At 51.5% G+C, this 24,224-nt stretch carries 21 protein-coding genes; 14 read left to right on the forward strand and 7 right to left on the reverse strand.

What is annotated here, in order from left to right:
• Positions 1-55 precede the first annotated feature (55 nt).
• From ACYU8Y_RS26700 to ACYU8Y_RS26725, 6 genes are all read left to right on the forward strand, one after another.
• Positions 56-1,243: a putative sugar nucleotidyl transferase gene (locus ACYU8Y_RS26700; protein ID WP_460941272.1), complete on the forward strand. Its 1,188-nt coding sequence runs from the start codon at positions 56-58 to the stop codon at positions 1,241-1,243.
• Positions 1,244-1,454: 211 nt separating this feature from the next.
• Positions 1,455-2,588 carry a DNA polymerase III subunit delta' gene (gene holB / locus ACYU8Y_RS26705; protein WP_460941273.1) on the forward strand — a complete coding sequence of 378 codons (1,134 nt, stop codon included), beginning with the start codon at positions 1,455-1,457 and terminating at the stop codon, positions 2,586-2,588.
• Between the two features lie 42 nt (positions 2,589-2,630).
• Positions 2,631-3,119, forward strand: coding sequence for an ATP-dependent zinc protease family protein (locus ACYU8Y_RS26710; RefSeq protein WP_460941274.1), 489 nt, complete (start codon positions 2,631-2,633; stop codon positions 3,117-3,119).
• A 54-nt stretch (positions 3,120-3,173) separates the two neighbouring features.
• Positions 3,174-4,082 carry a 30S ribosomal protein S6--L-glutamate ligase gene (gene rimK / locus ACYU8Y_RS26715; RefSeq protein ID WP_460941275.1) on the forward strand — a complete coding sequence of 303 codons (909 nt, stop codon included), beginning with the start codon at positions 3,174-3,176 and terminating at the stop codon, positions 4,080-4,082.
• A 128-nt stretch (positions 4,083-4,210) separates the two neighbouring features.
• Positions 4,211-4,765, forward strand: a complete 555-nt coding sequence (locus ACYU8Y_RS26720; RefSeq protein ID WP_460941276.1) for a hypothetical protein — start codon at positions 4,211-4,213, stop codon at positions 4,763-4,765.
• Between the two features lie 72 nt (positions 4,766-4,837).
• The gene (locus tag ACYU8Y_RS26725; protein ID WP_460941277.1) at positions 4,838-5,764 is read left to right on the forward strand and encodes a TIGR01777 family oxidoreductase; all 927 of its coding nucleotides are present in this window, start codon (positions 4,838-4,840) and stop codon (positions 5,762-5,764) included.
• Between the two features lie 109 nt (positions 5,765-5,873).
• Here ACYU8Y_RS26725 and ACYU8Y_RS26730 read toward each other — a convergent pair whose 3' ends face one another.
• Positions 5,874-7,310 carry a mandelate racemase/muconate lactonizing enzyme family protein gene (locus tag ACYU8Y_RS26730; RefSeq protein WP_460941278.1) on the reverse strand — a complete coding sequence of 479 codons (1,437 nt, stop codon included), beginning with the start codon at positions 7,308-7,310 and terminating at the stop codon, positions 5,874-5,876.
• A 271-nt stretch (positions 7,311-7,581) separates the two neighbouring features.
• Here ACYU8Y_RS26730 and ACYU8Y_RS26735 point away from each other — a divergent pair, with 271 nt between their 5' ends.
• Both ACYU8Y_RS26735 and ACYU8Y_RS26740 read left to right on the forward strand, forming a co-directional pair.
• The gene (locus tag ACYU8Y_RS26735) at positions 7,582-8,520 is read left to right on the forward strand and encodes an RraA family protein (RefSeq protein WP_460941279.1); all 939 of its coding nucleotides are present in this window, start codon (positions 7,582-7,584) and stop codon (positions 8,518-8,520) included.
• Positions 8,521-8,661: 141 nt separating this feature from the next.
• Positions 8,662-9,594 (forward strand): RraA family protein, encoded by a 933-nt coding sequence (locus tag ACYU8Y_RS26740; RefSeq protein ID WP_460941280.1) that lies wholly within the window; start codon positions 8,662-8,664, stop codon positions 9,592-9,594.
• A gap of 764 nt (positions 9,595-10,358) precedes the next feature.
• On the opposite strand, the gene ACYU8Y_RS26745 is transcribed toward ACYU8Y_RS26740, so the two are convergent.
• From ACYU8Y_RS26745 to ACYU8Y_RS26765, 5 genes are all read right to left on the reverse strand, one after another.
• Positions 10,359-12,014, reverse strand: a complete 1,656-nt coding sequence (locus tag ACYU8Y_RS26745) for a glycerol-3-phosphate dehydrogenase/oxidase (protein ID WP_460941281.1) — start codon at positions 12,012-12,014, stop codon at positions 10,359-10,361.
• 131 nt (positions 12,015-12,145) lie between these two features.
• Positions 12,146-12,763 carry a hypothetical protein gene (locus tag ACYU8Y_RS26750; protein ID WP_460941282.1) on the reverse strand — a complete coding sequence of 206 codons (618 nt, stop codon included), beginning with the start codon at positions 12,761-12,763 and terminating at the stop codon, positions 12,146-12,148.
• Between the two features lie 98 nt (positions 12,764-12,861).
• Positions 12,862-13,614, reverse strand: coding sequence for a hypothetical protein (locus ACYU8Y_RS26755; RefSeq protein WP_460941283.1), 753 nt, complete (start codon positions 13,612-13,614; stop codon positions 12,862-12,864).
• 119 nt (positions 13,615-13,733) lie between these two features.
• Positions 13,734-15,305, reverse strand: coding sequence for an alpha,alpha-trehalase TreF (gene treF, locus ACYU8Y_RS26760; protein WP_460941284.1), 1,572 nt, complete (start codon positions 15,303-15,305; stop codon positions 13,734-13,736).
• A 162-nt stretch (positions 15,306-15,467) separates the two neighbouring features.
• On the reverse strand, positions 15,468-17,057 hold the full coding sequence (locus tag ACYU8Y_RS26765) for an N-acyl-D-amino-acid deacylase family protein (RefSeq protein ID WP_460941285.1): 1,590 nt from the start codon (positions 17,055-17,057) through the stop codon (positions 15,468-15,470).
• Positions 17,058-17,416: 359 nt separating this feature from the next.
• Between ACYU8Y_RS26765 and mscL the strand changes: the two genes are divergently transcribed.
• From mscL to ACYU8Y_RS26795, 6 genes are all read left to right on the forward strand, one after another.
• On the forward strand, positions 17,417-17,896 hold the full coding sequence (gene mscL / locus ACYU8Y_RS26770; RefSeq protein ID WP_460941286.1) for a large conductance mechanosensitive channel protein MscL: 480 nt from the start codon (positions 17,417-17,419) through the stop codon (positions 17,894-17,896).
• A 128-nt stretch (positions 17,897-18,024) separates the two neighbouring features.
• Positions 18,025-20,007, forward strand: coding sequence for a M1 family metallopeptidase (locus ACYU8Y_RS26775; RefSeq protein ID WP_460941287.1), 1,983 nt, complete (start codon positions 18,025-18,027; stop codon positions 20,005-20,007).
• Between the two features lie 49 nt (positions 20,008-20,056).
• The gene (locus tag ACYU8Y_RS26780; protein WP_460941288.1) at positions 20,057-20,305 is read left to right on the forward strand and encodes a hypothetical protein; all 249 of its coding nucleotides are present in this window, start codon (positions 20,057-20,059) and stop codon (positions 20,303-20,305) included.
• Entirely contained in the window at positions 20,281-20,586 is a 306-nt protein-coding gene (locus ACYU8Y_RS26785) for a type II toxin-antitoxin system RelE/ParE family toxin (protein ID WP_460941289.1), read from the forward strand. The genes ACYU8Y_RS26780 and ACYU8Y_RS26785 overlap by 25 nt, the downstream gene beginning before the upstream one ends.
• Positions 20,583-21,077 carry an NADH-quinone oxidoreductase subunit C gene (locus ACYU8Y_RS26790; protein ID WP_460941290.1) on the forward strand — a complete coding sequence of 165 codons (495 nt, stop codon included), beginning with the start codon at positions 20,583-20,585 and terminating at the stop codon, positions 21,075-21,077. The genes ACYU8Y_RS26785 and ACYU8Y_RS26790 overlap by 4 nt, the downstream gene beginning before the upstream one ends.
• Positions 21,078-21,152: 75 nt before the next feature.
• Positions 21,153-22,823: a hypothetical protein gene (locus ACYU8Y_RS26795; RefSeq protein ID WP_460941291.1), complete on the forward strand. Its 1,671-nt coding sequence runs from the start codon at positions 21,153-21,155 to the stop codon at positions 22,821-22,823.
• Positions 22,824-22,838: 15 nt separating this feature from the next.
• Here ACYU8Y_RS26795 and ACYU8Y_RS26800 read toward each other — a convergent pair whose 3' ends face one another.
• Entirely contained in the window at positions 22,839-24,203 is a 1,365-nt protein-coding gene (locus tag ACYU8Y_RS26800; RefSeq protein WP_460941292.1) for a M28 family peptidase, read from the reverse strand.
• Positions 24,204-24,224 lie beyond the last annotated feature (21 nt).

Genomic DNA, 24,224 nt, shown 5'->3' on the forward strand with positions numbered 1-24,224 from the left:
CTCTTTTTCCAGATTAAGGTTGGATATTTGCCGCCTGATTCTCCTGATGTCTTCAATGCCGACTTTGATTTTATTCGACGATCCAGTCATTCGCACAGCGTTGCTGCCCCTTACGTTTACGAGGCCGGTGGCGGGTATTCGTATCGGCACGCTGACGCTGGCCGAAAAATGGGCGAATAAGCTGGAACAAACACCTGCGTACCTGACCGAAGCCTATTTACAGGCCAAATTCCCGCAGAACGCAGGTGCCGATAACTGGTATATCAATGGAGCCGTATGCCCGACGGATGCGCTGGTCGACACCCTGTCGAGCCTACCGCCCAATACAGGCCTGATTACCCACGACGGATTGATTCTGGCCGTACGGACAACAAAGACCCTATCGGCAACGCCCACCGTAAACGACGGCTATCCGTTCCGCACGTTTATGGAACCACTAACGATTGTCCGCAATCTGTGGGACATTTTCGTACACAATGGGGATCAACTCCGGGCCGACTTTGCCCAATTAACAGCCGGACGAACATCCGAACCAATTACCGATCCGTTCACCCGGTGTTACGCGCCAGAAAACATCTTTGTTGAACCCGGCGCTATCATTCGGGCGGCTATCCTGAATGCGGAAGGCGGCCCCATTTACATTGGACGTGATGCCACCATCAGCGAAGGCTCCGTCGTGATCGGGCCGTTTTCGCTCGGCGAAGGCTCGACCGTGAACTGGGGAGGAAAAATGCGTAGCAATACCACCATCGGGCCCTTCTGCAAAGTGGGTGGTGAGGTGGGCAATTCCGTTTTTCTGGGCTATAGCAACAAAGGGCACGATGGCTTTCTGGGCAATTCGGTCATTGGCGAATGGTGCAACCTGGGCGCCAACGTCAACAACTCGAACCTGAAAAACGATTACAGCAACGTGAAGCTCCACTCCTACGCCACTGACCGACTGGAAGATACGGGACGGATTTTCTGTGGTTTGATGATGGGTGATTTTACCAAAGCAGGCATCAGTACGATGTTCAACACGGGAACTGTGGTGGGTGTCAGTGCAAACGTGTTTGGCGCGGGATTTCAACACAAACACATTCCCTCTTTTTCGTGGGGCGGTGCCGCCGAAGGAATAACCCCCTACCGCATCGAGAAGGCGATACACGTGGCCAGAGAAGCTTTTATCCGGCGCGGCAAGGCATTTGACGACGCAGAAGAAGCCGTCCTTCGATCCATTTTTTCGATGATCTATGGGGAATAAAAGGGGGCGTGTCTGGTTGCTCATCATGAATCATTTATCGTTTTTGTGGCGTCAGGTTCTTAAACCTGAGGCTGTGAGGTTCCTCAAAACCGATATTCACGAGGTTTCTTAAAACCTCGCCGTGTCAAATATAAGTATCCGACACCACCACAAAAGAAAGCACTCGCATACATAGTTTCCCGAGCAGTTATCATTCATCCTTGAAACCAACGTGCAATTCTCAGAAATAATCGGCCTCGACGAAACCAAGCAAATGCTGCTGCGGGCGGTGCAATCCAACCACCTGGCGCATGCCCTGCTTTTCGATGGTCCAACGGGTAGCGCGAATCTGGCACTGGCGCTGGCATTGGCCCAGTATGTCAACTGCGAAGACAAACAGCGCGAGGACTCCTGCGGCCGGTGTGCATCCTGCATCAAAGTCCAGAAACTCGTGCACCCCGATCTACACATGGTTTTCCCCGTCACGAATCAGGGAAAGGGGAAAACATCGGAAACGTATCTGACCGACTGGCGGAAGTTTTTGCTCAGTTCGCCCTACCGTACGCTGCCCGACTGGCTCGAATCGGTTGGAGCCGATAATAAACAGGGGAATATTTCGGCCGAAGAAGCCCGGAATATTCTGCAAAAGCTGTCCCTGAAAGCATACGAAGGCGCGTACAAAATTATGCTCATCTGGTTACCAGAACTCATGAACGTGACTTCGGCCAACGCGCTGCTGAAGGTACTGGAAGAGCCACCGGCGCAAACGCTGTTTCTGCTGGTAACAAACCAGTCGGATAAGCTGCTGATCACCATTCTGTCGAGAACCCAGCGCGTAGCTGTCAGAGCATTCACGGACGAAGAAGTAGCTACTTACCTGCGCCAGCACCTGAATCAGGACGAAACAACCGCCCGCCGACTCGCTTACCTGGCCGATGGTAACCTGGCCGAAGCTTTGCAGCTAAGCCAGCACGACACCAGTTCGACCCGGGACGCCGGACCGGACCAGCATGTTTGGTTCGCCGAATGGATGCGGACCTGTTATCGGCAGGATTTGATCGCGCTCGTTAAACAGGCCGACCAGTTTGATGGTTTTAGCAAGGAGAAACAGAAAGGGTTGCTCGATTACAGCATTCGACTGTACCGCGATTTGTTTCTGTGGCAACAGGGAGCTGCCGAACTACTGCGGTTGCCTGATGACGAAATGGCCTTTGTGAAGAACTTTTCCAAGATTTTGACCATCAACCACATCGAGCACATTGTGCATGACCTCAACGAAGCCGCTTATCACCTCGAACGAAATGCCCGCGCCAAAATGATCATGCTCGATATGTCGCTCACATTCAGCCGCTTGATCCGCACGTAAGCGCAAAAAGTTTACGGCATATAGCGTCAGTAAAAAATTTCCATGAAAGCCCGTACACCCAAGCCTAAGCAAATTATCGGCATGACCGATCTGGTTGATTTTCCAGATCTGGGGTTGTTCGACATACAGGCGAAAGTCGATACGGGTGCCTTTACGTCGGCGCTTCATTGCAAAGATGTCCGGCTGGTGAAGTCGGGATTGACAACAAAACTAACTTTTTGGCTAATCGACAAAACAGGGTTGCCAGCCCGGAAATTCCGCAGTGATCACTTCAGTCAGCGGATGATTCGCAACTCGTTTGGGGTCGCCGAATTGCGCTATGTCATTACCACCCGTATCGTTTTATTCGGCCGAACCATTCGGGCAGAGTTCACCCTGGCAGACCGCGAACAACTAAAAAACCCGGTACTTTTAGGTCGAAAACTGCTCCGAAATCGATTCATCGTCGATGTGTCCGAGAAAAATCTGTCGTACGAAGCCAAGATCGCCCGGAAAGCCTGCACGTTATCCACTCCGTCAGAAAGCGAATAAATCGTTCACTACTATTCGCGGACAACTATTCACAACTACTTGATCACTACATCAATGCGAATTGCCATTTTATCGGCCAATCCGAACTTATATTCGACGCAACGACTACTCGAAGCCGCTAATCGGCGTGGTCATGAGGGAGTTCTGGTAAATCACCTGAACTGCCACGTCATGATCGAAGGCGGCAAACCATCCGTGCTTTATGAAGGACAGGAATTAGACTCGTTCGATGCGATTGTTCCCCGCATTGGGGCCTCCGTAACGGACTATGGCTGCGCGGTTGTGCGGCAATTCGAGATGATGAACGTCTTTACAACGGGTAAATCGCAGGCCATCATGCGCTCCCGCAATAAGCTCCGCAGCTTACAGGTCCTCTCCAAAGCGGGTGTTGGTTTGCCCAAAACCATGTTTGCCAATCACCCGAAGAATGGCGACATCACCCAGCTCATCCACCTTGTTGGCGGCCCACCCGTTGTGATCAAACTACTGGAAGGAACGCAGGGCATTGGCGTAGTACTCGCCGAAACAACCAAAGCCGCCAAATCGACCATTGAAGCGTTTTACGGCCTGAAAAAGAATGTTCTGGTTCAGGAATTCATCGCCGAAGCCAAAGGGTCCGACATTCGGGCGTTTGTGGTGGGTGGTCGCGTAGTTGGGGCCATAAAACGCCAGGGCCTGGAAGGCGACTTCCGCTCTAACCTTCACCGGGGCGGTAACGCCGTTGCCGTCGAACTTACTCCTCATGAAGAGCAAACGGCCATTGCTGCCGCCCGAGCCCTGGGCCTGAAAGTGGCCGGTGTCGATATGCTTCCCTCCGACCGAGGCCTTCTGGTGCTGGAAGTCAACTCATCCCCCGGTCTGGAAGGCGTCGAAAATGCCACCGGTATCGACGTTGCCGCCCACATCATCGCCTACATCGAAGACAAAATTCGCACCGACGAAGGTGATACGGTAGGGGTATAATTAAGAATTTTGACTGAGTGACTTAGTGAATAGGCTCAAATAACCAGGTGTCTTCTGTATCCTTATAACTTAGCGGGCTGAGAAGCCATTCACTCATTGATGCATTCCCTCATTCAACCGTAAGCAACATGCCTGCACTCAACCCTGATCTCAAAAAAGCTATCGTTCGCATGCCGGGCGGGGAGAAAGATAAATTATTGCTCCGGCTAATTGCGAAAGATGCCGTACTGACAGAAAAGCTTGAATTTGAGCTGATTGAAGAGGGCAAAACCATCGACGAACGGCGCAGCCTGATTCGGGAATTCATTGACCGCACCTCCCGGCTTCATGCCGATACGCCTGGCTGGCTGATGATGGATATGCGCACGGCAAGCGGTTATATCAGCCGTCACCTCAAAGTAACCAAAGATAAATATGGTGAAGTCGAACTGATGCTGTGCCTGCTCAACACCTTCTACGAGCACAACGCGCACCTGTTGCAGAAATACAACTCCCGCTCCGACAAAGCTGCCGAGTACATTGCGAAACGCACCGATCAGGTGTTGAAAAAAGCCCTGAAACTCGACCCCGACTACCATATCGAGTTTGCCGATGAGATCAACAAGCTGCTGAGCTGGGTGCATTATACCGCTCCCGCCCAGTACGCCCGGCAGTTGAGTTTGCCCAAAGAGTGGCAGGTCTAGTCCCTCACTTTACGAACACCAGCCCCCCTTGGTGTGTTATGTGGCTATACCCACCAACTAATCTGCTGACGTATGAATCAAACAGTTTTAATTACGGGTGGCACAGGCTCCATCGGCCGTCGCCTAACACAACTGCTCAAACAGGAAGGGTATCAGGTGTCGTTATTGAGCCGCCGTAGTGACGGACCATCACCGAACTCCATTCCCGATGTGCGTGTCTATCAATGGGATATCAAAAAAGGACATATCGACCCGCAGGCCATTGCCACGGCCGATCATATCATTCACCTCGCGGGTGAAGGAATTGCCGATGAGCGCTGGACAGATGAGCGGAAGGACGACATTCTGAACAGCCGTACGCAATCGACAGAATTGCTGGTGCAGGCACTGGCGAAAAACCCGCACCATGTTAAATCATTTATGGGTGCCTCGGCCATCGGCTATTATGGGGGCGACACCGCCGATCGGCCGCTTACGGAAACCAGCCAGGGAGGATCTGATTTTCTGGCTCAGGTGGTGCGGGCCTGGGAACGTTCGGAAGAGCAGGTAGCAGCACTCGGTATCCGTACCGTAAAGTTCCGAATTGGGGTAGTACTCATGTCGGAAGGGGGAGCGCTGCCTAAATTAGCGCAACCCATTCGGCTGGGTGCTGGTGCACCGATCGGCTCGGGTCAGCAATACATTTCCTGGATTCACCTCGACGATCTGTGTCGACTCTTTATCCAGGGCCTTTCCGATGAGACCTGGCAAGGCGTTTACAACGCGGTTGCCCCGAATCCTGTTACGAACGAAACCTTAACTCGGGCCATTGCAGAGGTACTGCACCGCCCTATTTTATTGCCGAACATCCCAAACTTTGCGATCAAACTATTGTACGGCGAAATGGCGATCGTTGTTACCGGTGGCAATTACGTACTCAACAAACGGATTGCCGACGAGACGAATTTTGTCTACCAACAGGCCGATTTGCGGACGGCACTGCAAGATTTATTAACGTAAACGTAGCATTGACATCCTGTCTGCACAGCCGCTGAATTGAACCCGTTTACGATCAACTTAGCGGACAGGCGGACAGGATGTCGGAATGCGGCACCACCACGTTACAGGATTAACTCCATTCGCGGTCGGCGGAGTCTTTTGTATTCCAGGTATCGGTTGGAGCAAACCAGGTAGCGCCTTTCTTGAGGAATTTTTTGGCAGCCTCCTCGTTCAATTCGACACCCAGGCCGGGCTTATCGGGTACTCTGACAAAACCCTTCTCAACGATTGGCTTCATACCCGTAACCAGGTCTTCCCAACCAACCACATCCACGCCATGGTGTTCGAGGGCTACGAAATTCTCGGTAGCAGCGGCACAGTGTACGTTGGCCATCATGGAAATAGGCGAACCGGCAAAGTGCATAGCCATCGGAATGCCTTTTTCTTCAGCATAGTCGCCAATTTTCTTGGTTTCGAGCAGGCCGCCCGACGAAGCCAGATCGGGGTGGATCATGTCGATGGCTTTTGCGTCGATGAGTTTAATAAATCCTTCTTTCAGGTAAATATCCTCACCCGTCAGCGTTGGAGTGTCAATGGCATCGGTAATCTGCTTCCATTGATCGGTATAGAACCAGGGCACCAGGTCTTCGAGCCAGGCCAGCCGGAAGGGTTCCATAGCCTTGCCAATCTGAATGGCGGTGTTCACATCGAAGTGACCAAAGTGATCGGCGGCCAAAGGCGTATCGTATCCAACGATCTCGCGCACTTTACCAACGTGTTCAACCAGTCTGTCCAGGCCTTTCTTGGTGACCTGAATTCGGGTAAAGGGGTGTTTTGTGTTGGCATAATTACCGAGTTTGCCCGACTCCCGATCGTTCCACTGCTGCTTTACACTCCAGTTATTGGCGTTGACCAGCATCCCTGGCTGGTCGGCCAGCATCCCGATACCGAAGTCCATTTTTAGGAAGGTGTACCCCTGATCCCGGCGCTTCTTCATGTTTTCGGCAAACCCTTCGTAACTGTTGGATTCGGGCGTATCGGCATACAGCCGGATAAAGTCGCGGTATTTTCCCCCCAGCAGTTGATAAGCCGGAACGTTGTATGCTTTTCCGGCCAAATCCCAAAGGGCCATTTCAACGCCACAAACGCCACCAGCCGCACGGCTCTGGCCACCAAACTGTTTGATCTGTTTAAAGATCTGCTCTACATTACAGGGATTCTTGCCCAGCAACCGACTTTTCAACATCAGCGCATAGTTGGCACTGGCCCCGTCGCGCACCTCACCCCAACCCACAAGCCCCTGATTGGTGTCGATCCGAATGATGGGACTGCTGAAAGGAACCCCATTCAACACGGCAACCCGCATATCGGTGATTTTCAGATCGGCCGGCTTCGAGTCACGGGGCACTTTTTGGGTGATGTATTCCATTTCCTGTTCGGCAGCATACGCGGTTTGCTTGTCGAACATAAAACCAAGGGACAGGCCGCCTAAGCCAGCATTCCGCAAAAAGCCACGGCGGTCAGAGGAATTATCGGAGGCCGACAATCGGGAGAAAATGTTCTTCATAGGAAAAAGGATTCAGAAGTTTATGGCGGTTATAGCGTGTTTCGGTTCAGGTTTACCACCCACCGGGCGCAATGGAGTAGAACGTTGTTCAATAGTTACATAAGTAGGGTTATACCAGTATTTTACTTATGCCGCCGTCTTTTTGATTAAAATTCTCTTGCTCAATCCTTCTTTCATTCATGCAGAACAGTGATGCGCTATTGGCAGGTTGCATTGCCCGCTCAATCAAGCACTTACTCCTCTCCTCAACCCATTAACCCTTACCAAAACCATGTTGAAAAGAACGTTACTAATTGCTACGGCCATTACCCTCATGGGGAGCTTTGTCGCCCAGGCCCAACGGGTAGGCTCGTCGCCAGAATACGTCAAAGCGTTGACCGCCGACTGGAAAGGCGAACGCTTCTCCGACGGCCGTCCCAAGATTCCGGATATCGTTCTGGAGCGGCTGGCCAACTGTACGCTGGAGCAGATCTGGGGGTATCTGGGTAAAAAAGGGTACCGGAATCAGGTCGAGAAAAACTGGATCATTCTCAAACCCGGCGAGACCATGACCGGTCGGGCGGTAACAGCCCAGTTTATGCCGACTCGTCCGGACCTCGACAGCCTGGTGCGGGCGCAGGGTAAAGCAGAGGGCCGCTCCCAGAAGGGAGGTATCAATATCTGGCCAATCGATATCTTGACCAAAGGCGATATTTACGTAGCGGATGGGTTTGGCAAGATTAAAGATGGCACCCTGATTGGGTCGAGCCTGGGCAACGCCATATACGGAAAAACAGGTAAAGGTGTCATCTTCTACGGATCGGTGCGGGATATGCAGGAACTCAAGGATACCAAAGGCTTCAACGCCTGGGTGAAGGGGCATGATCCGTCTTATATTAAAGACATGACCCCAACATCCATCAATGCGCCGATCCGGATTGGAGACGTAACGGTCATTCCCGGTGATGCGGTGTTTGCCAATGAATACGGCACCGTATTTATTCCGGCTCACCTGGTAGAAGGATTGGTCTCAGCCTCTGAAATGACAGCGCTCCGTGACGAATTCGAACGGGTACTTTTGCAGCAAGGCAAATACCCGTCGGGCGAAATTCACGGCGACTGGTCCGACAAAATCAAAGGCGAGTTTAGAACCTGGGTTGGTAAGTATCCGAAGAAACTGGCCATCACGCAGAAAGATATTGACAGCTACCTGGCCAAAGAAGGCCATTAATTAAGCATATACGTTGTAAATTGGTGCGTTGTCGAATCGTAACATGGTCATTGCGGGATCAGGCCCCGCATGTTGGCCGGGTACGGTCCGGCAACGCACTGATTTTAGGCTTACTTACTATTTCACTAATTGACCGGACGAATGAAATTCCGCATTGCGTTTTTAGTATCGTGTATCACAGTATTCTGTATCGACCACTCGTCATTGGGGCAAACTATACCAAAAGACGAACTGGTCTTTTTAACCTCAGCGTGGAAAGGGGATCGGTTCCCGGATGGGCGGCCGAAAATTTCGGACGACCTGGTTGAACGAGCCAAACACATCGGGATTGATGATGCCTGGACCGTCTTAAAAAATGAAGGTTATATCAACCAGTTCGAAGGAAACTGGAAGCTGATCCACGACGACGTACCTGTTACCGGCCGGGCCGTTACGGCAATGTTTATGCCGACCCGACCCGATGTCGAGAAAACGATTAAGGAGCGGGGTATCGCTAAAGAAGGCCGCAAAGGCAATACCAATACCTGGCCCATTGAAGTGCTGACCAAAGGCGATGTCTATGTAGCCGATGCTTTCGGCAAAATTGGCGGAGGAACTCTCATGGGCGCTACGCTGGGCAACGCCATTTTCAGCAAAACCGGAAATGGAGTCGTTTTTAACGGAGCTGCCCGCGACTTACAGGAACTGCAGAATATCAAGGGATTTAACGCCTTTGTTCGGGATTTCCATCCCTCCTTCCTGGAAGAGATGGTGTTGATGGGCTTAAACGCCCCTATTCGCATTGGCAGTGTGATGGTATTGCCCGGCGATCTGGTCATTGCTCAGCGGGAAGGCGTTCTGTTCGTGCCTGCTCACCTGGCCGAGCAGGTTGTCAGCACAGCCGAATTTGTTACGCGTAAGGACCAGTTCGGCTTCGAAATGGTTAAATCGGGGAAGTACACAACTGGTCAAATCGACAGCCAGTGGACCGATGAGATCAAAACGAACTTCCTTACCTGGCTTGGTAAGCACCCCGAACTAGGCACCATGACCAAACCAGAATTAGACAAAGTGATGAGCAAACGAACCTGGTAGGTGCTGGCAGAAGTCGTTATGTAATCAAGCAAACGGGAACGCAGAAATGATCTCCGTTGCTTGATTACTTCAGTCAAATTTGTGTAGCTGAAAATTGATTTCTGGATAGGCACAAAGCCTTAAGTTTACTCTTACACAAAATCGATTAACGATTATTATAACAGACCAATACAAAAATATACTACTATACCTCGACAGTAAAATAACTTGTTATCAATCACCAATTTTTCGCCAGAATACTTTAAAAACATACCCAAAATAGCATAGATCTTATTGATAAGTTATTGACCTGCACTTTGAGTTGACGGGAACGGCCCAGCCCGCTCAAAACCGCAAGTTGCTCTTTACATCGGCCGAAATGCCGTACTGGCGCCAGTGAGTGCTTTCCAATGTTGCTATTGCCTGTTGAAATACGGGTATTGGTTGGAATGAACGTGTCCACGATCATCAAAAACCGTTGGGTATTCAACTAGTGAAAGAGTTGAGCGAAGCGTTGGGCGTGCAGATTTATTTTGGAACAAGAATCTCTCTTATTATGAACCATAAACTTACAGCAGAAGAAATTCTCGATGAATTATTTGTGTAGTTGACCCGCAAATGACCGTATGATATGGGTGGGAGTTGACCGTTATTGAAATCTTTGATTACCCCCCCCTTCTGCTGCTGATTACCCCCAACTACTTAAGAGCGCAAAGGGTGCTCTGTAGAGTTAATTAGCCCCATAGGATGAATTCACAACTAAAATTGATACCACTGAATACCGCTCAGTTGGTTTCTACTACGGATTGGCTGGCCGTTAGACCGGCCTGTTTGATGAATGATTCCAGCAAATTCTGATACGCCTGTATCTGCCCGACCCGGTGAGCATCATCCCAGGCTAGTTCACTGCCCATCAAATTGGCTACTGGTTGCGCCAGTTGAGCGGTTAACTGCCAGTTAGACAATTCAAGCCGCCATCGGCGAGCCAGCACATCGCGGAGAGTAACGGCCATTTCTTCCCGCACCTGGTACACAACTTCGGCTTTGATGAAGGGCTGACGATCCGTTAACTTTTCAGCCAGTAGTAATTGGGTCTGAGCTAGTTGAGCGACGCGCTCCGCCCGATTTCCGTACGTTCGCATCAGGTGCTGGCAAACATCGGCTGGCAAGCCGTACTGACTTTGCAACACCTGCCAATCGTCAAACCGGTATCCCTCGCCACCAACCAGGTAGTGCGTTTCCGTACGACCGGAAACCGGTCTCTTCAGCAGTTCGCCAGCCCGGTCAACCGCGTCCTGGGCCATTAGCCGGTAGGTCGTCCATTTGCCGCCCAGCAAACTCAGCAAACCCGATTCTGAATCATGTTCTACTTCGTGATCGCGAAGCAATGTTTTTGTATCGGCGCGGCTGCTGACGATCAGTGGACGAATGCCGCCAAAACCGGCCTGCACTTCCGTACGCAGAGGCTCTTTTGCCAGATAAGGCTTCACGGTTTCGAGCAGGTAATCAACTTCACCGGGCTCCAAAACCGGTTCCAGCGCCAAATCCGAATAATCGTTGTCGGTCGTTCCCACAAACACGTTATCGCCGAATGGAATGGCAAAAACGACCCGCCCATCTTTCGTTTTTGGAATCAGTATGGCGTAGTCACTTTGCAGCGTTTCGCGGGGCAGTACAATGTGAACACCCTTGCTGGGCCGGATGCGCGGCTCCAGAGCAGGGTTGGCCAGCAACCGGATTCCATCAGCATAAGGGCCTGTACAATTTAAGAATACGGTTGCCCGAACGGTTGTAGTTTCGCCCGTCAATTGGTCCCGAACAAGAGCCGTTTTGAGCTGGCTTTTCTCCCGGCTAAAATCGGTAACAGCCGCATAATTAACGACCGCAGCACTGGCTTCGTCGGCCGAGTGAGCCAGGGCAAGCGCGTAACGGGCGTCGTCAAATTGACCGTCGTAATACAGTACCGCGCTGTGCATCTGACGCGTTAGCATCGGGCTTTTTTCCAGCGCCTGTGCCTGATTAAGCCAGCTGCCTTTGGGGAAGGCATCATGACCGGCAATAAAATCATAGAGCGACAGACCGATGGTCATATACATACCCTCGAACCAACTGAATACGGGCGTTAGAATAGCCAACGGATGCGCCAGATGCGGAGCGTTTCGAATGACGGTCCGGCGTTCGGCCAATCCGTGGCGTACCTGCCGTAGTTGCGCTAAATCAAGTTTCTTGATCGCCTGTTCCAGATAGCGGACCCCGCCATGAATCAACTTGGTAGACCGGGAGGAGGTCTCTCCGGCAAAATCACCCCGATCAATGAGGGCTACGCGGTAACCGCGTAAAGCTGCGTCCAGGGCCGCACCAGCGCCACTGGCACCAGCGCCAATGATACAGATATCAAATGTTTCCTGCCGCAGCCGCTCCCAATTTTTTTTCCGATTCATACGTAAAGGTACACGGTTATTGGCTAACTCAATTCGAAAGACTTATCCGCTTTCCTCTATCTAATCAGGTCTAAAACAGAGCATTTAGTTCATTGTCTAATCCAGCCCTGCCCTTGACCTTAGTTCGTTGGCTAGCCCGAAAAACTTCGGCTACGGCCCCCAAAGAAGCCACTTCGGCCGCCTGACGGCCGAACCGTACGGGTTACGCGCGAAGTACGAATGTTTTCGCCAACGCGCGTCGACTGCTGGTAAAGGCCCGGATTCGCATACACGCCGGAGCCGTATCGACGTTGGTCATTGATGTATTGGGATGAATTGGACCGGCCCAGCATGTACCCCAAACTTCCCCATAGCAATACGTTGGCCAGACCATTGTGGTGCTGCGCCTGGTAAGCATTAGGGTTGTTGAGGTAAGTACTTGTTGATTTATCGGTCTCAACAAGTTTTTTAGCGGCTTCAACGCTCAGCGTATCCCGATGCCCATCGAAATAGCTAACAATAGCCCCCGCCTGATCAGGTCCCGTTTCCACTTCGTCAGTAATCTTAAAATTGCCGGGCGCTGTCTCGGTAATAAAGGTTCGAACCCCTTTCCGGAAGCTGGTTTCGGTTCGTTCACCTTCTTCGTCGGAGTTATTGCTGCCACAACTCTGCAACATAGCGGCCCCGTTGAGGAGCGCCAGACTAAGGGTAGCACTGAGGGTAATGTCTTTTACGCGCCGAAGAACGGCATGCTGACGAAGAGGTGTCATGGCCTGAATAATATGATGTTCAGCCACTAAACTACGGTACTGAGCCGAGGGTTACAACCCGATGCGGATGAACCGTCGGCAAAGTCAACCAGCGGTCATTAGAACGGACGGAAGCTGTTACCAAATAATAGCGTTACTCCTGCCGATACGCTGACTACACTAACGACTCTACGGCTGCTGTAAACCGAACTTTCGGAGAGAACCGATCCATTTGTAGCGGTTGAGGTTAAGTTATTGAAAGTAAAATCGGCGCGACTGTAGTCCGCATTGAGATTGAGTGCCGTGCTCCGGCCAAGGCGATAACGCAGGGTTACGCCTGCCCCCAGGGATAATGCCGTACTCTGGGAACCCGTCGTTTTCACCGACATTTCGGTTGCACCAACATTACCAGCCATTGCCGTATTGGGTAGTACCGCCAGCGCGCGGCCAGCCAGGAGACGGCCATCGATGGAGAATAGGCCCATAGGTATGGATACGTACGGACCAGCCATGACACTGAGAACCGACCAGTTATCGGCTTTAGCCGTCCAGACATCGGATTCATTGCGGTAGAGCGCATCGAGCATGGCGCTGGTGTTCACGGTATTGCGGTGCTGCTCGCCCCGGACCATAAGCCCAACGGGCCCCACGATCCGGTAACCCGTCGCTACGTTAAACGCTACCCCCTGACCAGCCATACAAGCCTGTCCATCAGCGGGTTCGCAACTGGCATACCGGCCAATGGGGAGACTGGCACCGGCTGCAACAGAGAAAAACCCTTTTTTATCCAGATGCGATAAAATAAACGTTTTCTGGCAATAAGCAGCGGTAGTCATCGCCATAGCTAACACCGTGAGAAAGAGCTTCTTCATGGCAAATTCCGTATAGAGTAAAGTACGAAATCTCATTCTACAAATTCAATGCCATATATATTAATGATCGAATAAATGAACCCAAAAGCGAAAGTGCTGATACGAATAGCCAATTCTTTTTACTTATTCACTCTTGCACTTACCCGCTCCGCATCGACGGCCCGATTCCGCTCTTCGTCCATTGCCAGGTATACGCCATTTGTCCAGCCAAAACCATCCTGATTCGGATATTCGCCCCCGCCGGTGGTAAGAGCCGCATGAACGACGTTGTATTTTTCCATCATTTTGCCCGTTGCGCGAAATACTTTGTCGTTTAAAGCCATCCACCGATTTCGTCCTTCGTGCGCGATCTCGACAAAGCCGTAATTCATTAATGACTGGTAAACAACCCATTGCAAGGGCGCCCAGCCATTGGGCCAGTCCCATTGCTGCCCGGTTTGGTGAAGCGTAGTAACCCAGCCACCAGGCTGCAAAAAATCAGCCTTGAGCTGATCATGAACGCGGGCGGCCTGCTGGGGAGTAGCCAGCTTAAAAAACAAAGGAAACACGCCCCCCAACGTTAAAGCTTCCGTTTGCCGTCCCGCCACAGCGTCATAATCATGAAAAAACCCGGTGTCTTCGTTCCAGAACATCTGCTGAATCGCCTGCGCACGCTGGCTGCTCAGCTCAGCAAATGTCGCGTTCGGGGACTCCACGGCATCAGGCTCGCCAGTTGCCTGATGCAAAGCGGTTTCCAGCGAATAGAGCAGGCAGTTCAGATCGACGGACACAATTTCGGCCGCGTGAATGCTGACCATCGTTTTCTGATCACGGAACCAGCGGCTGCTAAAATCCCAGCCCGATTCGCAGGCGGCCCGAATGTGATTGTATAGCTCGGCAGGGACAACGCCAAGTGGTTCGGCACTATGGGCCAATTCGACTTCCTCCCGGTACGATTCCGGTCGTGGCTGCGACGACTCGTCCCAATAGCGATTCAATACGTATTTACCGGCCACCTTCGCAACGCGGCTGTGTAAGATCGTTTCGTCTGTCAGGGCCTCCTGGTCCTGCATCCAGAACGCATGCTCCTTTAGCAATTGTGGCCTATAGGTTGTCCATACCTCGGGACCTTCGACTTCAGCAAGCAAACCCACCATCAAGGCAAAATAGGGTGGCTGCGACCGGCTTAGAAAATAGGTGCGGTTACCATTCGGGATGAAGCCGAACCGATCGATCAGAAACGCAAAATTGCCGAGCATATCCCGAATCAAATCAACCCGTCCGGCTTCTTTTAAACCAAGCATGGTAAAGTAGGTGTCCCAATAGAAGATTTCGCGAAACCGCCCGCCCGGTATTACGTACGGGTGTGGTAGTGGTATGCGCGAGCTGCCAACTATTGGGGCTCCGTCGGCCTGGCGGGTAAGGTGGTCCCACAGCCGGTTAATGTGCTCTGCGGTACTAATGGATGTATCGCTCACATACTTGTCGGCTACTTTCTCGGGCACATTGAAATAAGCGTGCACAAACGCACTCAAATCAAAATCGGGCTGGTTTTTCTGGCTTTGGTATTGGGCAATTACCTCGGCTGGATCCTGTTTAGGCGTGCAGTCTACAAATGTTTTAGAGTCGGCAAAGACATGGTCCAATTGCACATCATTGAATAAGCTACCGAAGAGTTGGTCGGGGGATTGAGGAAGTGCTGAATTTGTCAAAATGCAACGGAGACGTTTCAGATAGTTTCTCTCAAAAGGTCTGGTTACCCTTTTGGGTTCAATGAAAAGAGAAAAAGATCGATGACGCATGGCTGTTCCCCCGTTGGCTGTGTCCTAACAGACTGTGGAATAGCCACTCTACCTCCTGCCACAGCTCTCTTTTTACTTTACATAACCTGGTCCCATCAACAATTGGCCTGGACGCTGGCCCGTATGCCGGTTATTTTCGACAACGGGCGTGCCGTTCACCAGTACCCAGGAAATGCCCGTCGTGTACGCATGGGGCTGGTTGTAGGTCGCTTTATCGGAGACGGTTTTTTCGTCAAACAGAACGATATCGGCGGCATAACCCGGCCGGAGCAACCCCCGATCCGCTAAGTTAAAGCGCTGGGCTGGCAGGGAGGTCATTCGCCGAATGGCTTCTTCCAATGGAATAACATGCCGCTCACGCACGTAACGGCCTAATACGCGGGCGTTGGTGCCATAGGCGCGAGGGTGCGGCATGCCCGATCCGAGCGTAGCTACCCCAGCGTCTGACGCAATCATGGTATTTGGGTAGCGCATAATGGTTTCTACATCAGTCTCCGACATTGTATGGTACACCATCTGTATGTTTTGCAGATTGGCCTGCTCCATCAACTCCATAACGAGGTCGGCTTCCGTAGCGGCCGAATTCTTCCGTCCTAACTTCTGATTGATCGCGCTGATGCTCATACCATTAAAACTGGAATCCGGTTTGTAGCTGGCAACCACGGCATATTCATAGTTTTTGCGCAGGTTTTTCGCCAGAGCGTCCAGCATCTCAGTCCTGATTTTGGTGCGCGAAACAGGATTCCGAAACCGGGCAAGCACGGCCGAATCGCCATCGGCCAGAGCCCAGGAGGGAACAATGCTCTCCAGCGATGTACTGGAAGCCGTATACGGGTACTGGTCAACGGTTACATCAAGGCCCTCCCGGCGAGCCGCTTCCACGAGCTCAACCGTCTCGGTACTTTTCCCCCAAAGCGGTTTACTGGCGACTTTGAAGTGCGATATTTCGACGGGTATCTTAGCCTCCCGGCTAATCAGAATGGCCTCACCGACTGCTTGTTTGACGCTCTGGCCCTCATTACGAATGTGGGAAGCATAAACTCCACCATAGCGCGAGGCCATTTTGGCCAGACTGACTACTTCGGGGGTTCGGGCGTAGGTGCCGGGCGTATAAATCAACCCGGTCGATAAGCCGACGGCACCATCTTTCATGGCCTGCTCCACCAGGCTTTCCATTTCAGCCTGCTCACGGGCGGTTGGTTCACGAAAGGCCATTTTCATGACTTTCATGCGTACTGTATTATGCCCGATCAGCGAACCCAGATTCACCGAAATACCCTGCATCCGCAGGGTATCGAAATACGTGCGGAGGTTGGTGCTTGAGCCTCCACAATTGCCCGTAATCATGGTTGTCACTCCGTCGAAAATAAAGTTTGGCGCACCGGGCTGCACTTCCAGGTCACCTTCCACATGCGTATGGACATCAATAAAGCCGGGGGCAACAATAAGTCCGGTCGCGTCGATGGTCCGCTTGGCATCGGTTGGAGCGAATGTGCCGAGCCGGACAATGCGACCCTTCTGAACGGCTACGTCGGCATATACCCAGGGATTGCCCGTTCCGTCGACGACGCGGCCATTTTTGATAATCAGATCATACGGTTGCGCATACGTTAGACCAGCAATAAAAAGACATAAGAAGAGGGTCAGGAAGCGATGATGCATTGAGTGTATAGCGAGGTTGTATAAAATGGAAAATTAGTTGATCAATGTGGCTGTTTTTCGGCTCAAAACAAAACCAGGCCGACCTAAACCAGTGGAATTTTGCGGCAGTACGGAACAATAACCAGGCCGAAGTGCTCCATTGCACTGATCAGCCGGAAGTATCTGGATAATGGATAACGACTGGCAACCGTCCACTTCCGGCTGGTTGAGCGAAGCCATTTTTCACTCAGCAATAAGTACGAAAACGAGTTGATCAGTTAGCCCATAGAATAAGTAAATAACTAACAAGCAACAGCCTATCTGTCAGACAGCTACCTTTTCGCTACATATCTATTTTTAACGGATAAACACATACGTACATGCTCAAGGAATTCAAAGAATTTGCCATGCGTGGCAATGTTATGGATCTGGCCGTTGGGGTAATTATTGGGGCCGCTTTTGGCAAAATCGTTGATTCAGTTGTCAATGACTTGATCATGCCGCTGGTGGGTCGCGCCATTGGTAATGTCGATTTCAGCAATTTATACGTTCCGCTCTCCGAAAAAATTACCGACGGACTCTCCTTGACCGACGCCAAAAAACTGGGGCCGGTTTTCGCTTATGGCAATTTCCTGACCATTCTGATTGATTTTCTCATTCTGGCCTTCATCATTTTCCTCTTCATCCGCAGCATGAATCGCCTGATGCGGGTCAAAGCTACTGTTGAGGAAGTGCCCCTGGCTCCAACTAAGGAAGAAGTTTTACTAACTGAAATTCGGGATGCATTACGGGCCAACCCGCTTGCCGTCCGGCCATCCGGCATAAGTACACTGGAGGTTGGCGACAAACAGATTCCCTGACGTATTTATCTTTTTCTGGCTGAGTGATGTGATTGTAGCCAAATGACGGGGTTTCCAACAAACGTCATCCGGTTGCAATCACGCGCGGTTTTTCGGTACTTAGCCACTCGTACCGAATTACCCCGGCCATGAATCAACTTTTGTCCCTGCTTCTGCTGGGTATATCGTTAAGCAGCATTGCTCAGCCAGCGAAGCCTATTTTCTCAACGCCCCTGAGCCCACGTCTGGCCAATTACCAGATCGATGTGACGCTGGACCCCGTTTCCAAAAAAATTAAGGGACAGGAAACCCTGACCTGGCGTAATTCATCCAGTGATGTTATCCGGGAACTACGGTTTCACCTCTACCTGAACGCGTTTCGTAATGAAAAATCAACCTTCATGCGGGAGTCAGGCGGACAGTTGCGGGGCGATGTCATTGACCGAAATGCGAAAGAAGATCCTTATGGCTCTATCGACATTGTCTCGATGAGTCGGCGCGGTGGCCGTACAGCAGGCGTATCGGAGCCGCTGGCTTACCAGTTTATTCAACCCGACGACCAGGCAGCCGGAACACAAAACAAAGACGATCATACCGTTATCCGGGTGCCGCTGAGCAAACCCGTTGGGCCGGGCGAGACCATTGTGCTCGACATTGCCTTTCGGGCCAAACTACCCAAAATATTTGCCCGTACAGGGTTTAGCCGGGATTTTTTCCTGGTCGGGCAATGGTTCCCAAAAATTGGCGTCTATGAGCCAGCCGGAACGCGTTACGCAACAGTTGGCCAATGGAACTGCCACCAGTTTCATGCTCATTCAGAGTTTTACGCCGATTATGGCGTGTACGACGTAAAAATCACTACACCTAAAGCGTATTGGGTCAGTGCTACAGGCCTGTACCAGTCCGAAAAATTACACAGCAACGGCACCAAAACCATTCTGTATCATGCCGAAGATGTCGTTGATTTCGCCTGGACAGCCTCTCCCCACTTCAACGTCATTGAAGACAAGTGGAAACGACCCGGAGGAGGTTTCGTCAGCCTGGAACTGGCCATGCAGCCGGAGCACGCTCACCAGGCTCAACGACACCTTGATGCGATCAAGGCAGCCCTGGCGTACTTCGATAAACACCTCGGCAAATACCCATTCCCAAACCTGACCATTGTCGACCCGCCATTGCATGCGCAAGGTTCTTTTGGCATGGAGTACCCCACGTTTATTACGGCCGGAAGCGCCTGGTTTTTACCTGCCGGAGCCCGCTTTCCGGAAGAGGTAACCATTCATGAATTTGGCCATCAGTATTTTATGCAGTTACTGGCGACCAACGAATTTGAAGAAGCCTGGCTCGACGAGGGTTTCAACCAGTATTACGAGGGCCGGATTATGGATGCTACCTACGGGGCTCGTTCATCGCAGATCGACTTATTTGGTTTCGGGATGGGTGACCTGGAAAGCTCGCGGGATAGCTACGTGCATCAGGACAACCCGGCCATTGGGTCGTCGTTCGGCAATACCTGGCAACTCCCCGAAGGCCAGTATGGCGTGCTGACCTACTCCAAAACGGCCACCTGGCTGCGGACGCTGGAAGGGCTGGTCGGTCGGCCGGTGATGGACGAAATCATGCAGACGTATTTCCGCCGATGGCAGTTTAAACACCCCGACGGGCAGAATTTTATCGATATTGTGAATGAGATCGTACCCCGGCGGCTCGGTACCAAATACGGACCTAACATGAACTGGTTTTTCGATCAGGTGCTGTACGGCGACAACGTAATCGATTACGAACTGATCTCGTTGAAAAACAGAACGCAGGCGGGCCGCAAACAAAGTGTTATTACCGTACAACGGAACGGCGACGGAACAATGCCCGTTGATGTGTTGGTGCATTTCGACAATGGCCGCGAGTTAATGTTATTCTGGGATGGCAAGGGCCGCCAGCGCCAGTTCACCGTAACGGAAAATGCCAAAGCGGTCTGGGCCAATGTCGATCCGAAGCAGAAAATCTACATGGATACCAACCTGAATAACAACAGCCTGACGTTGGCACCTTCGTCGGCACCGGCCGCCAAGTTTGCCACCAAATTTTTATTCTGGATCGAAAACTGGATGCAGTGGCTGGCCTGGCTGGCGTAATATTGAGCAACTTTTTTGTATCTTTCAGCAACCGAATCGACTAAAACAGATGAGCATTCAGGAAATGAAAAGCAGAATTCATCGATTGGTAGACGAAATCAAAGATGAAACTCTTCTAGAAGAAATCAACCGGATTTTGTTAGGCAGCGCCGACAAAGACATTCTGGATGACCTGACTGATAAACAACTAGCCGGATTGGAGGAAGCTCGTAAGCAGGCGCAAGAAGGGAAAGGAATGCCATTATCAGATTTTAAACGCAAAATGGAGAGTAAGTGGCCGCAGTTAAAATCATTATAACTCCATTGGCTGATGCTGACGTAACTGGCATAGTAGATTTTTTAGAAGAAACCCGATCACCCGAAGCCGCTATCCGGTTTGTGAACGCATTCTATAAGCAACTTAACCTACTTGAGTCAACTCCAGAGATCGGCACTCCATCACGTAGAGTAGTAAGCGTAAGAAGAACGAACATCGATAAGCACAACGTTCTATATTACGAATTAATAAACGATGCTTTGTATGTGCTACGTGTTATTGATACTCGAAGCAACCCGGATACGAATCCTTACTTAGCATGACCTTTCCTGAAATTACCAGTCTTCTTTCCGTACACTTCGGCCCGGATGCCATCGTGGCCAACACGCAGAATTTACAGCCCTACCTGACGGTTCCGGTTGATCAGTTAGCCGGGATTTGCCGGTTTCTGCGCGATGATGAGCAACTGTTTTTCGATCTGCTCGCCTGCATTACCGCCATCGATAATGGCGTTCAGCTCAACACCATGGAGGTCATTTATAACCTTACCTCTATTCCCTACGAGCACAACCTGATGCTTAAAGTTGTAGTACCGCGCACAATGAGTGGCACAAAACTACCTATGGTGCCGAGTGTAGCCCCAATCTGGCGAACTGCCGACTGGCACGAACGGGAGGCATTCGACCTAGTCGGTATTCATTTTGAGGGTCATCCTGATCTACGACGAATTTTGCTACCCACCGATTGGGTCGGCTACCCCCTTCGCACCGACTATCAGGAAGAAGAGCAATATCATGGCATAAAGACGAAATAAGCCGTCGACTTTTAACGCATTTGTTGACTGTTTTCTGATTTCGGTTGTTATTGCTTTATCTGTATGCCTACACCAATGAAAAATCGTTTCCGGCTCTTTCGTAGTGGATTGCTGAGTACCCTTCTGTTCAGCTCTTGTCTAAGCTTCGCCCAAACCGATTCGGTTATCGTTACGGGCCGTATCCGCCACCTGTCGGCCCGGCTGTACCGGGAGTCGCCCACGGTTCTGGTGAGCCGCAACAACATTCTGCAGGCCAGCCGCGAACTGGTTCGTCCGGCTCCCCTTGGTATCGATGGCACATTTCGCGTCTCGTTGCCGCTTATTTACCCGCAGGAAGAAATGTACTTTAACTACGGGCGTATCTCAACCGCGTTTCTGGCGGCACCCGGCACCCTGACGATTGACCTGGATGCAGACTCGCTGTTCACGGCCGCCGTTCCGTTTCGGTTCGGAGGTGTCAATGCGCAGGTGAATGGCCAGTTTGCCCGGTATAAGGCTTTCGAAGCGTCGTTTCCGGACAAGCCGGATGGCAAAAAACTAACAACACAAATAGGCAACCTATCCAGCGAACGAGCGTTTGAGGCACTCCATAAAGCCTACCAGGCTCCTTTTGTTGCCTTTACCCGAAAAGAAAAAACGTTTCCACTGGTAGCTCGCTGGATTACAACCAGCAACCGCTACAATGCCGCGGCCTTTTTGTACGACAAAGCCACCTATGAAGCCGAAAAAATTCCGGTTTCGTTGACAGACTCCCTCCGCCCGGCCAACGATAACATACTCACGGCGGCCCGCGCTTCGGCCATGAATCGCTTCGCCAGCTACGCCACACAACGGGTAATGACAGAATCGACCAATAGCCGGTCGAACGGGCTCACAGTGCGCGCGCTATCAATTTTACTGGAACGGTATGGCAAGAACCTGACGGCCGACGAACGCCTTCGGCTTAGTGATTATGCGCTGGCAAACTCGGCCAAAGCATCGGATCTAAAATTTTTCGATGGTCTGGTCAGGCGGAATCCTGATACGCTACAGCGACTGGTCAATTACGAAACATTGATTCAGCGCAGTATTCGCCAGTTCGACAGTTTGGCGGTGAATTACATTTCGGCTTACTGGCTCGCGACCTCCCTGCCGGGCCTAACGCTCAACTTTGCCGAGCTGCTGTACAATTATGGTCGTCCGCAGGTGAAAGATCCTGCTCTTGCCCAATCGCTCGACGAGCTGTACCGGCTCGAAGTAAAAGACAGCACGCGCATTCGGGCGGCCATCGAAACCCTGAAAAAGGCAGGTAACATAGTCTCTTCGCTAGAAATCTCGCCCGGTGTTTTCGTCACAAAGTCCACCTTTGGCTATGGCTCTTCGCTTTTTGACAAGGTGGTCAATGCAAACCGGGGAAAAGTAATTTACCTTCTTGTCTTCTCCCCCACCGATGAGGCCGGGCGGCAGGCCGCCATCGACGCCCAACGTTTACGAAATGCCTATAGCTCGCGCGACTTATCACTCGTTTATTTACCCTTACCCGGTACCGATCAATCTTTATGGCCCGAAATTGCCAGCCGATACAACCTCGCCGGTGACCATCTTTTACTGACCGACAATCAGTTAATCGATGCCGTCGAACGGCTCCGTTCCGATAACGACCTTTCCGGAACAGTCATTAATCGAACGGGTAAGATCGTAAAACGAAACGCGCCCTTACCGGGCGCGTTCGATGAAGTCAAAAAGGTGATCGATAAAAACCTGTAGATAACCAGCTTGCGTCTATAATCCGTGCTGATCCAGCAGGTACACCAGAGCAGCCATCGAAGCAGCACCGAGTTCGAGCTCCCGCTGACTTACGGTCTCAAATTTATCTATCGTGGTATGGTGGTAATCAAAATACCGCTGGGAGTCCGGTTTAAACCCGAACAACACCGTTCCCGATTGCGCTAATGGGCCAATGTCGGCCCCACCGCCACCCGCCCCAATTTCCAGCAGACCGTACGGTGCCAGCAAGGGTTTCCAGGGCATGACCTTAGCCCGTTGATCGGGTGTTCCCACAATCCCAAAGCCGCGTGGGGTGAATCCTCCGTTATCGGACTCGACGGCGGCAATGTGCTTTTCATTATTCTTTTTGGCTAAGTCGGCATACTGAATACCACCCCGAAGACCGTTTTCCTCGTTCATGAACATAACCGCCCGAATGGTCCGTTTTGGTTTGATACCCAACGCTTTCAGAATGCGCAGTACTTCAATGGACTGCACACAGCCAGCCCCATCGTCGTGTGCGCCTTCGGCTAAATCCCAGGAATCCAGGTGACCGCCCACTACGATGATTTCATCGGGTTTCTCGCTTCCCTTGATTTCGCCCACGACATTATAGGACTTGGCATCGGGCAATGACTCACAATTTTGTTTGAAATAGAATGTCAATCCTGGATTTTCAGCCAGAGACTTGCTTAGCAAATCGGCTCCGTTGGTGCTTATGGCCGCTGTCGGAATCAGCGGAACACCGGTGCCGTAGCGCATACCGCCCACGTGGGGATTGTCGTCGTGGATGTTGGTCATGGAGCGGACGATAGCACCAACAGCACCCAATTTAGCGGCTTCCGTAGCACCATTGGCCCGCTGATCGACCGCTCCACCGTAGGCTTCGAAGGTATTGATTTTGGTCGGGTCCATGGGGCGGTTAAAAAAGACAATCTTACCCTTCACTTTATCCGCTCCCAACGCCCGCAACTCAGGAAAACTTTTTACTTCAATAACACCCGCTTCGACACCCTTAGGAGCGGTGGCAATAGAACCGCCCAGGGCCGCAATCGGCACCGTCGTTTTTTGTTTGCCAATGCGGATGTAAGCTTCTTCTTTAGCCCCCCGTACCCAATACGGTACCAGCACATCCTGCAAAAACACCCGGTCAAACCCTTCCTTTTCCATTACCTGCTTCGTCCAGTCAACGGCTTTCTGCGCACCTGCCGATCCGCTCAGGCGCGGTCCAACCTGCTTTGTGAGGTAACGTAGCCACTCATAAGATTTGCCATTGGCGAGAGCTTCGTTATAGATTTTCCGAATGGCGACCGAGTCAGCATGTTGAGCCTGTGCGTAGCCGACCAGCACAGTAAAGAGCAGTGTAATTGTTTTTTTCATTGTAGCGGTTGTAGCGGTTAA

Source organism: Spirosoma humi, from assembly GCF_054776575.1.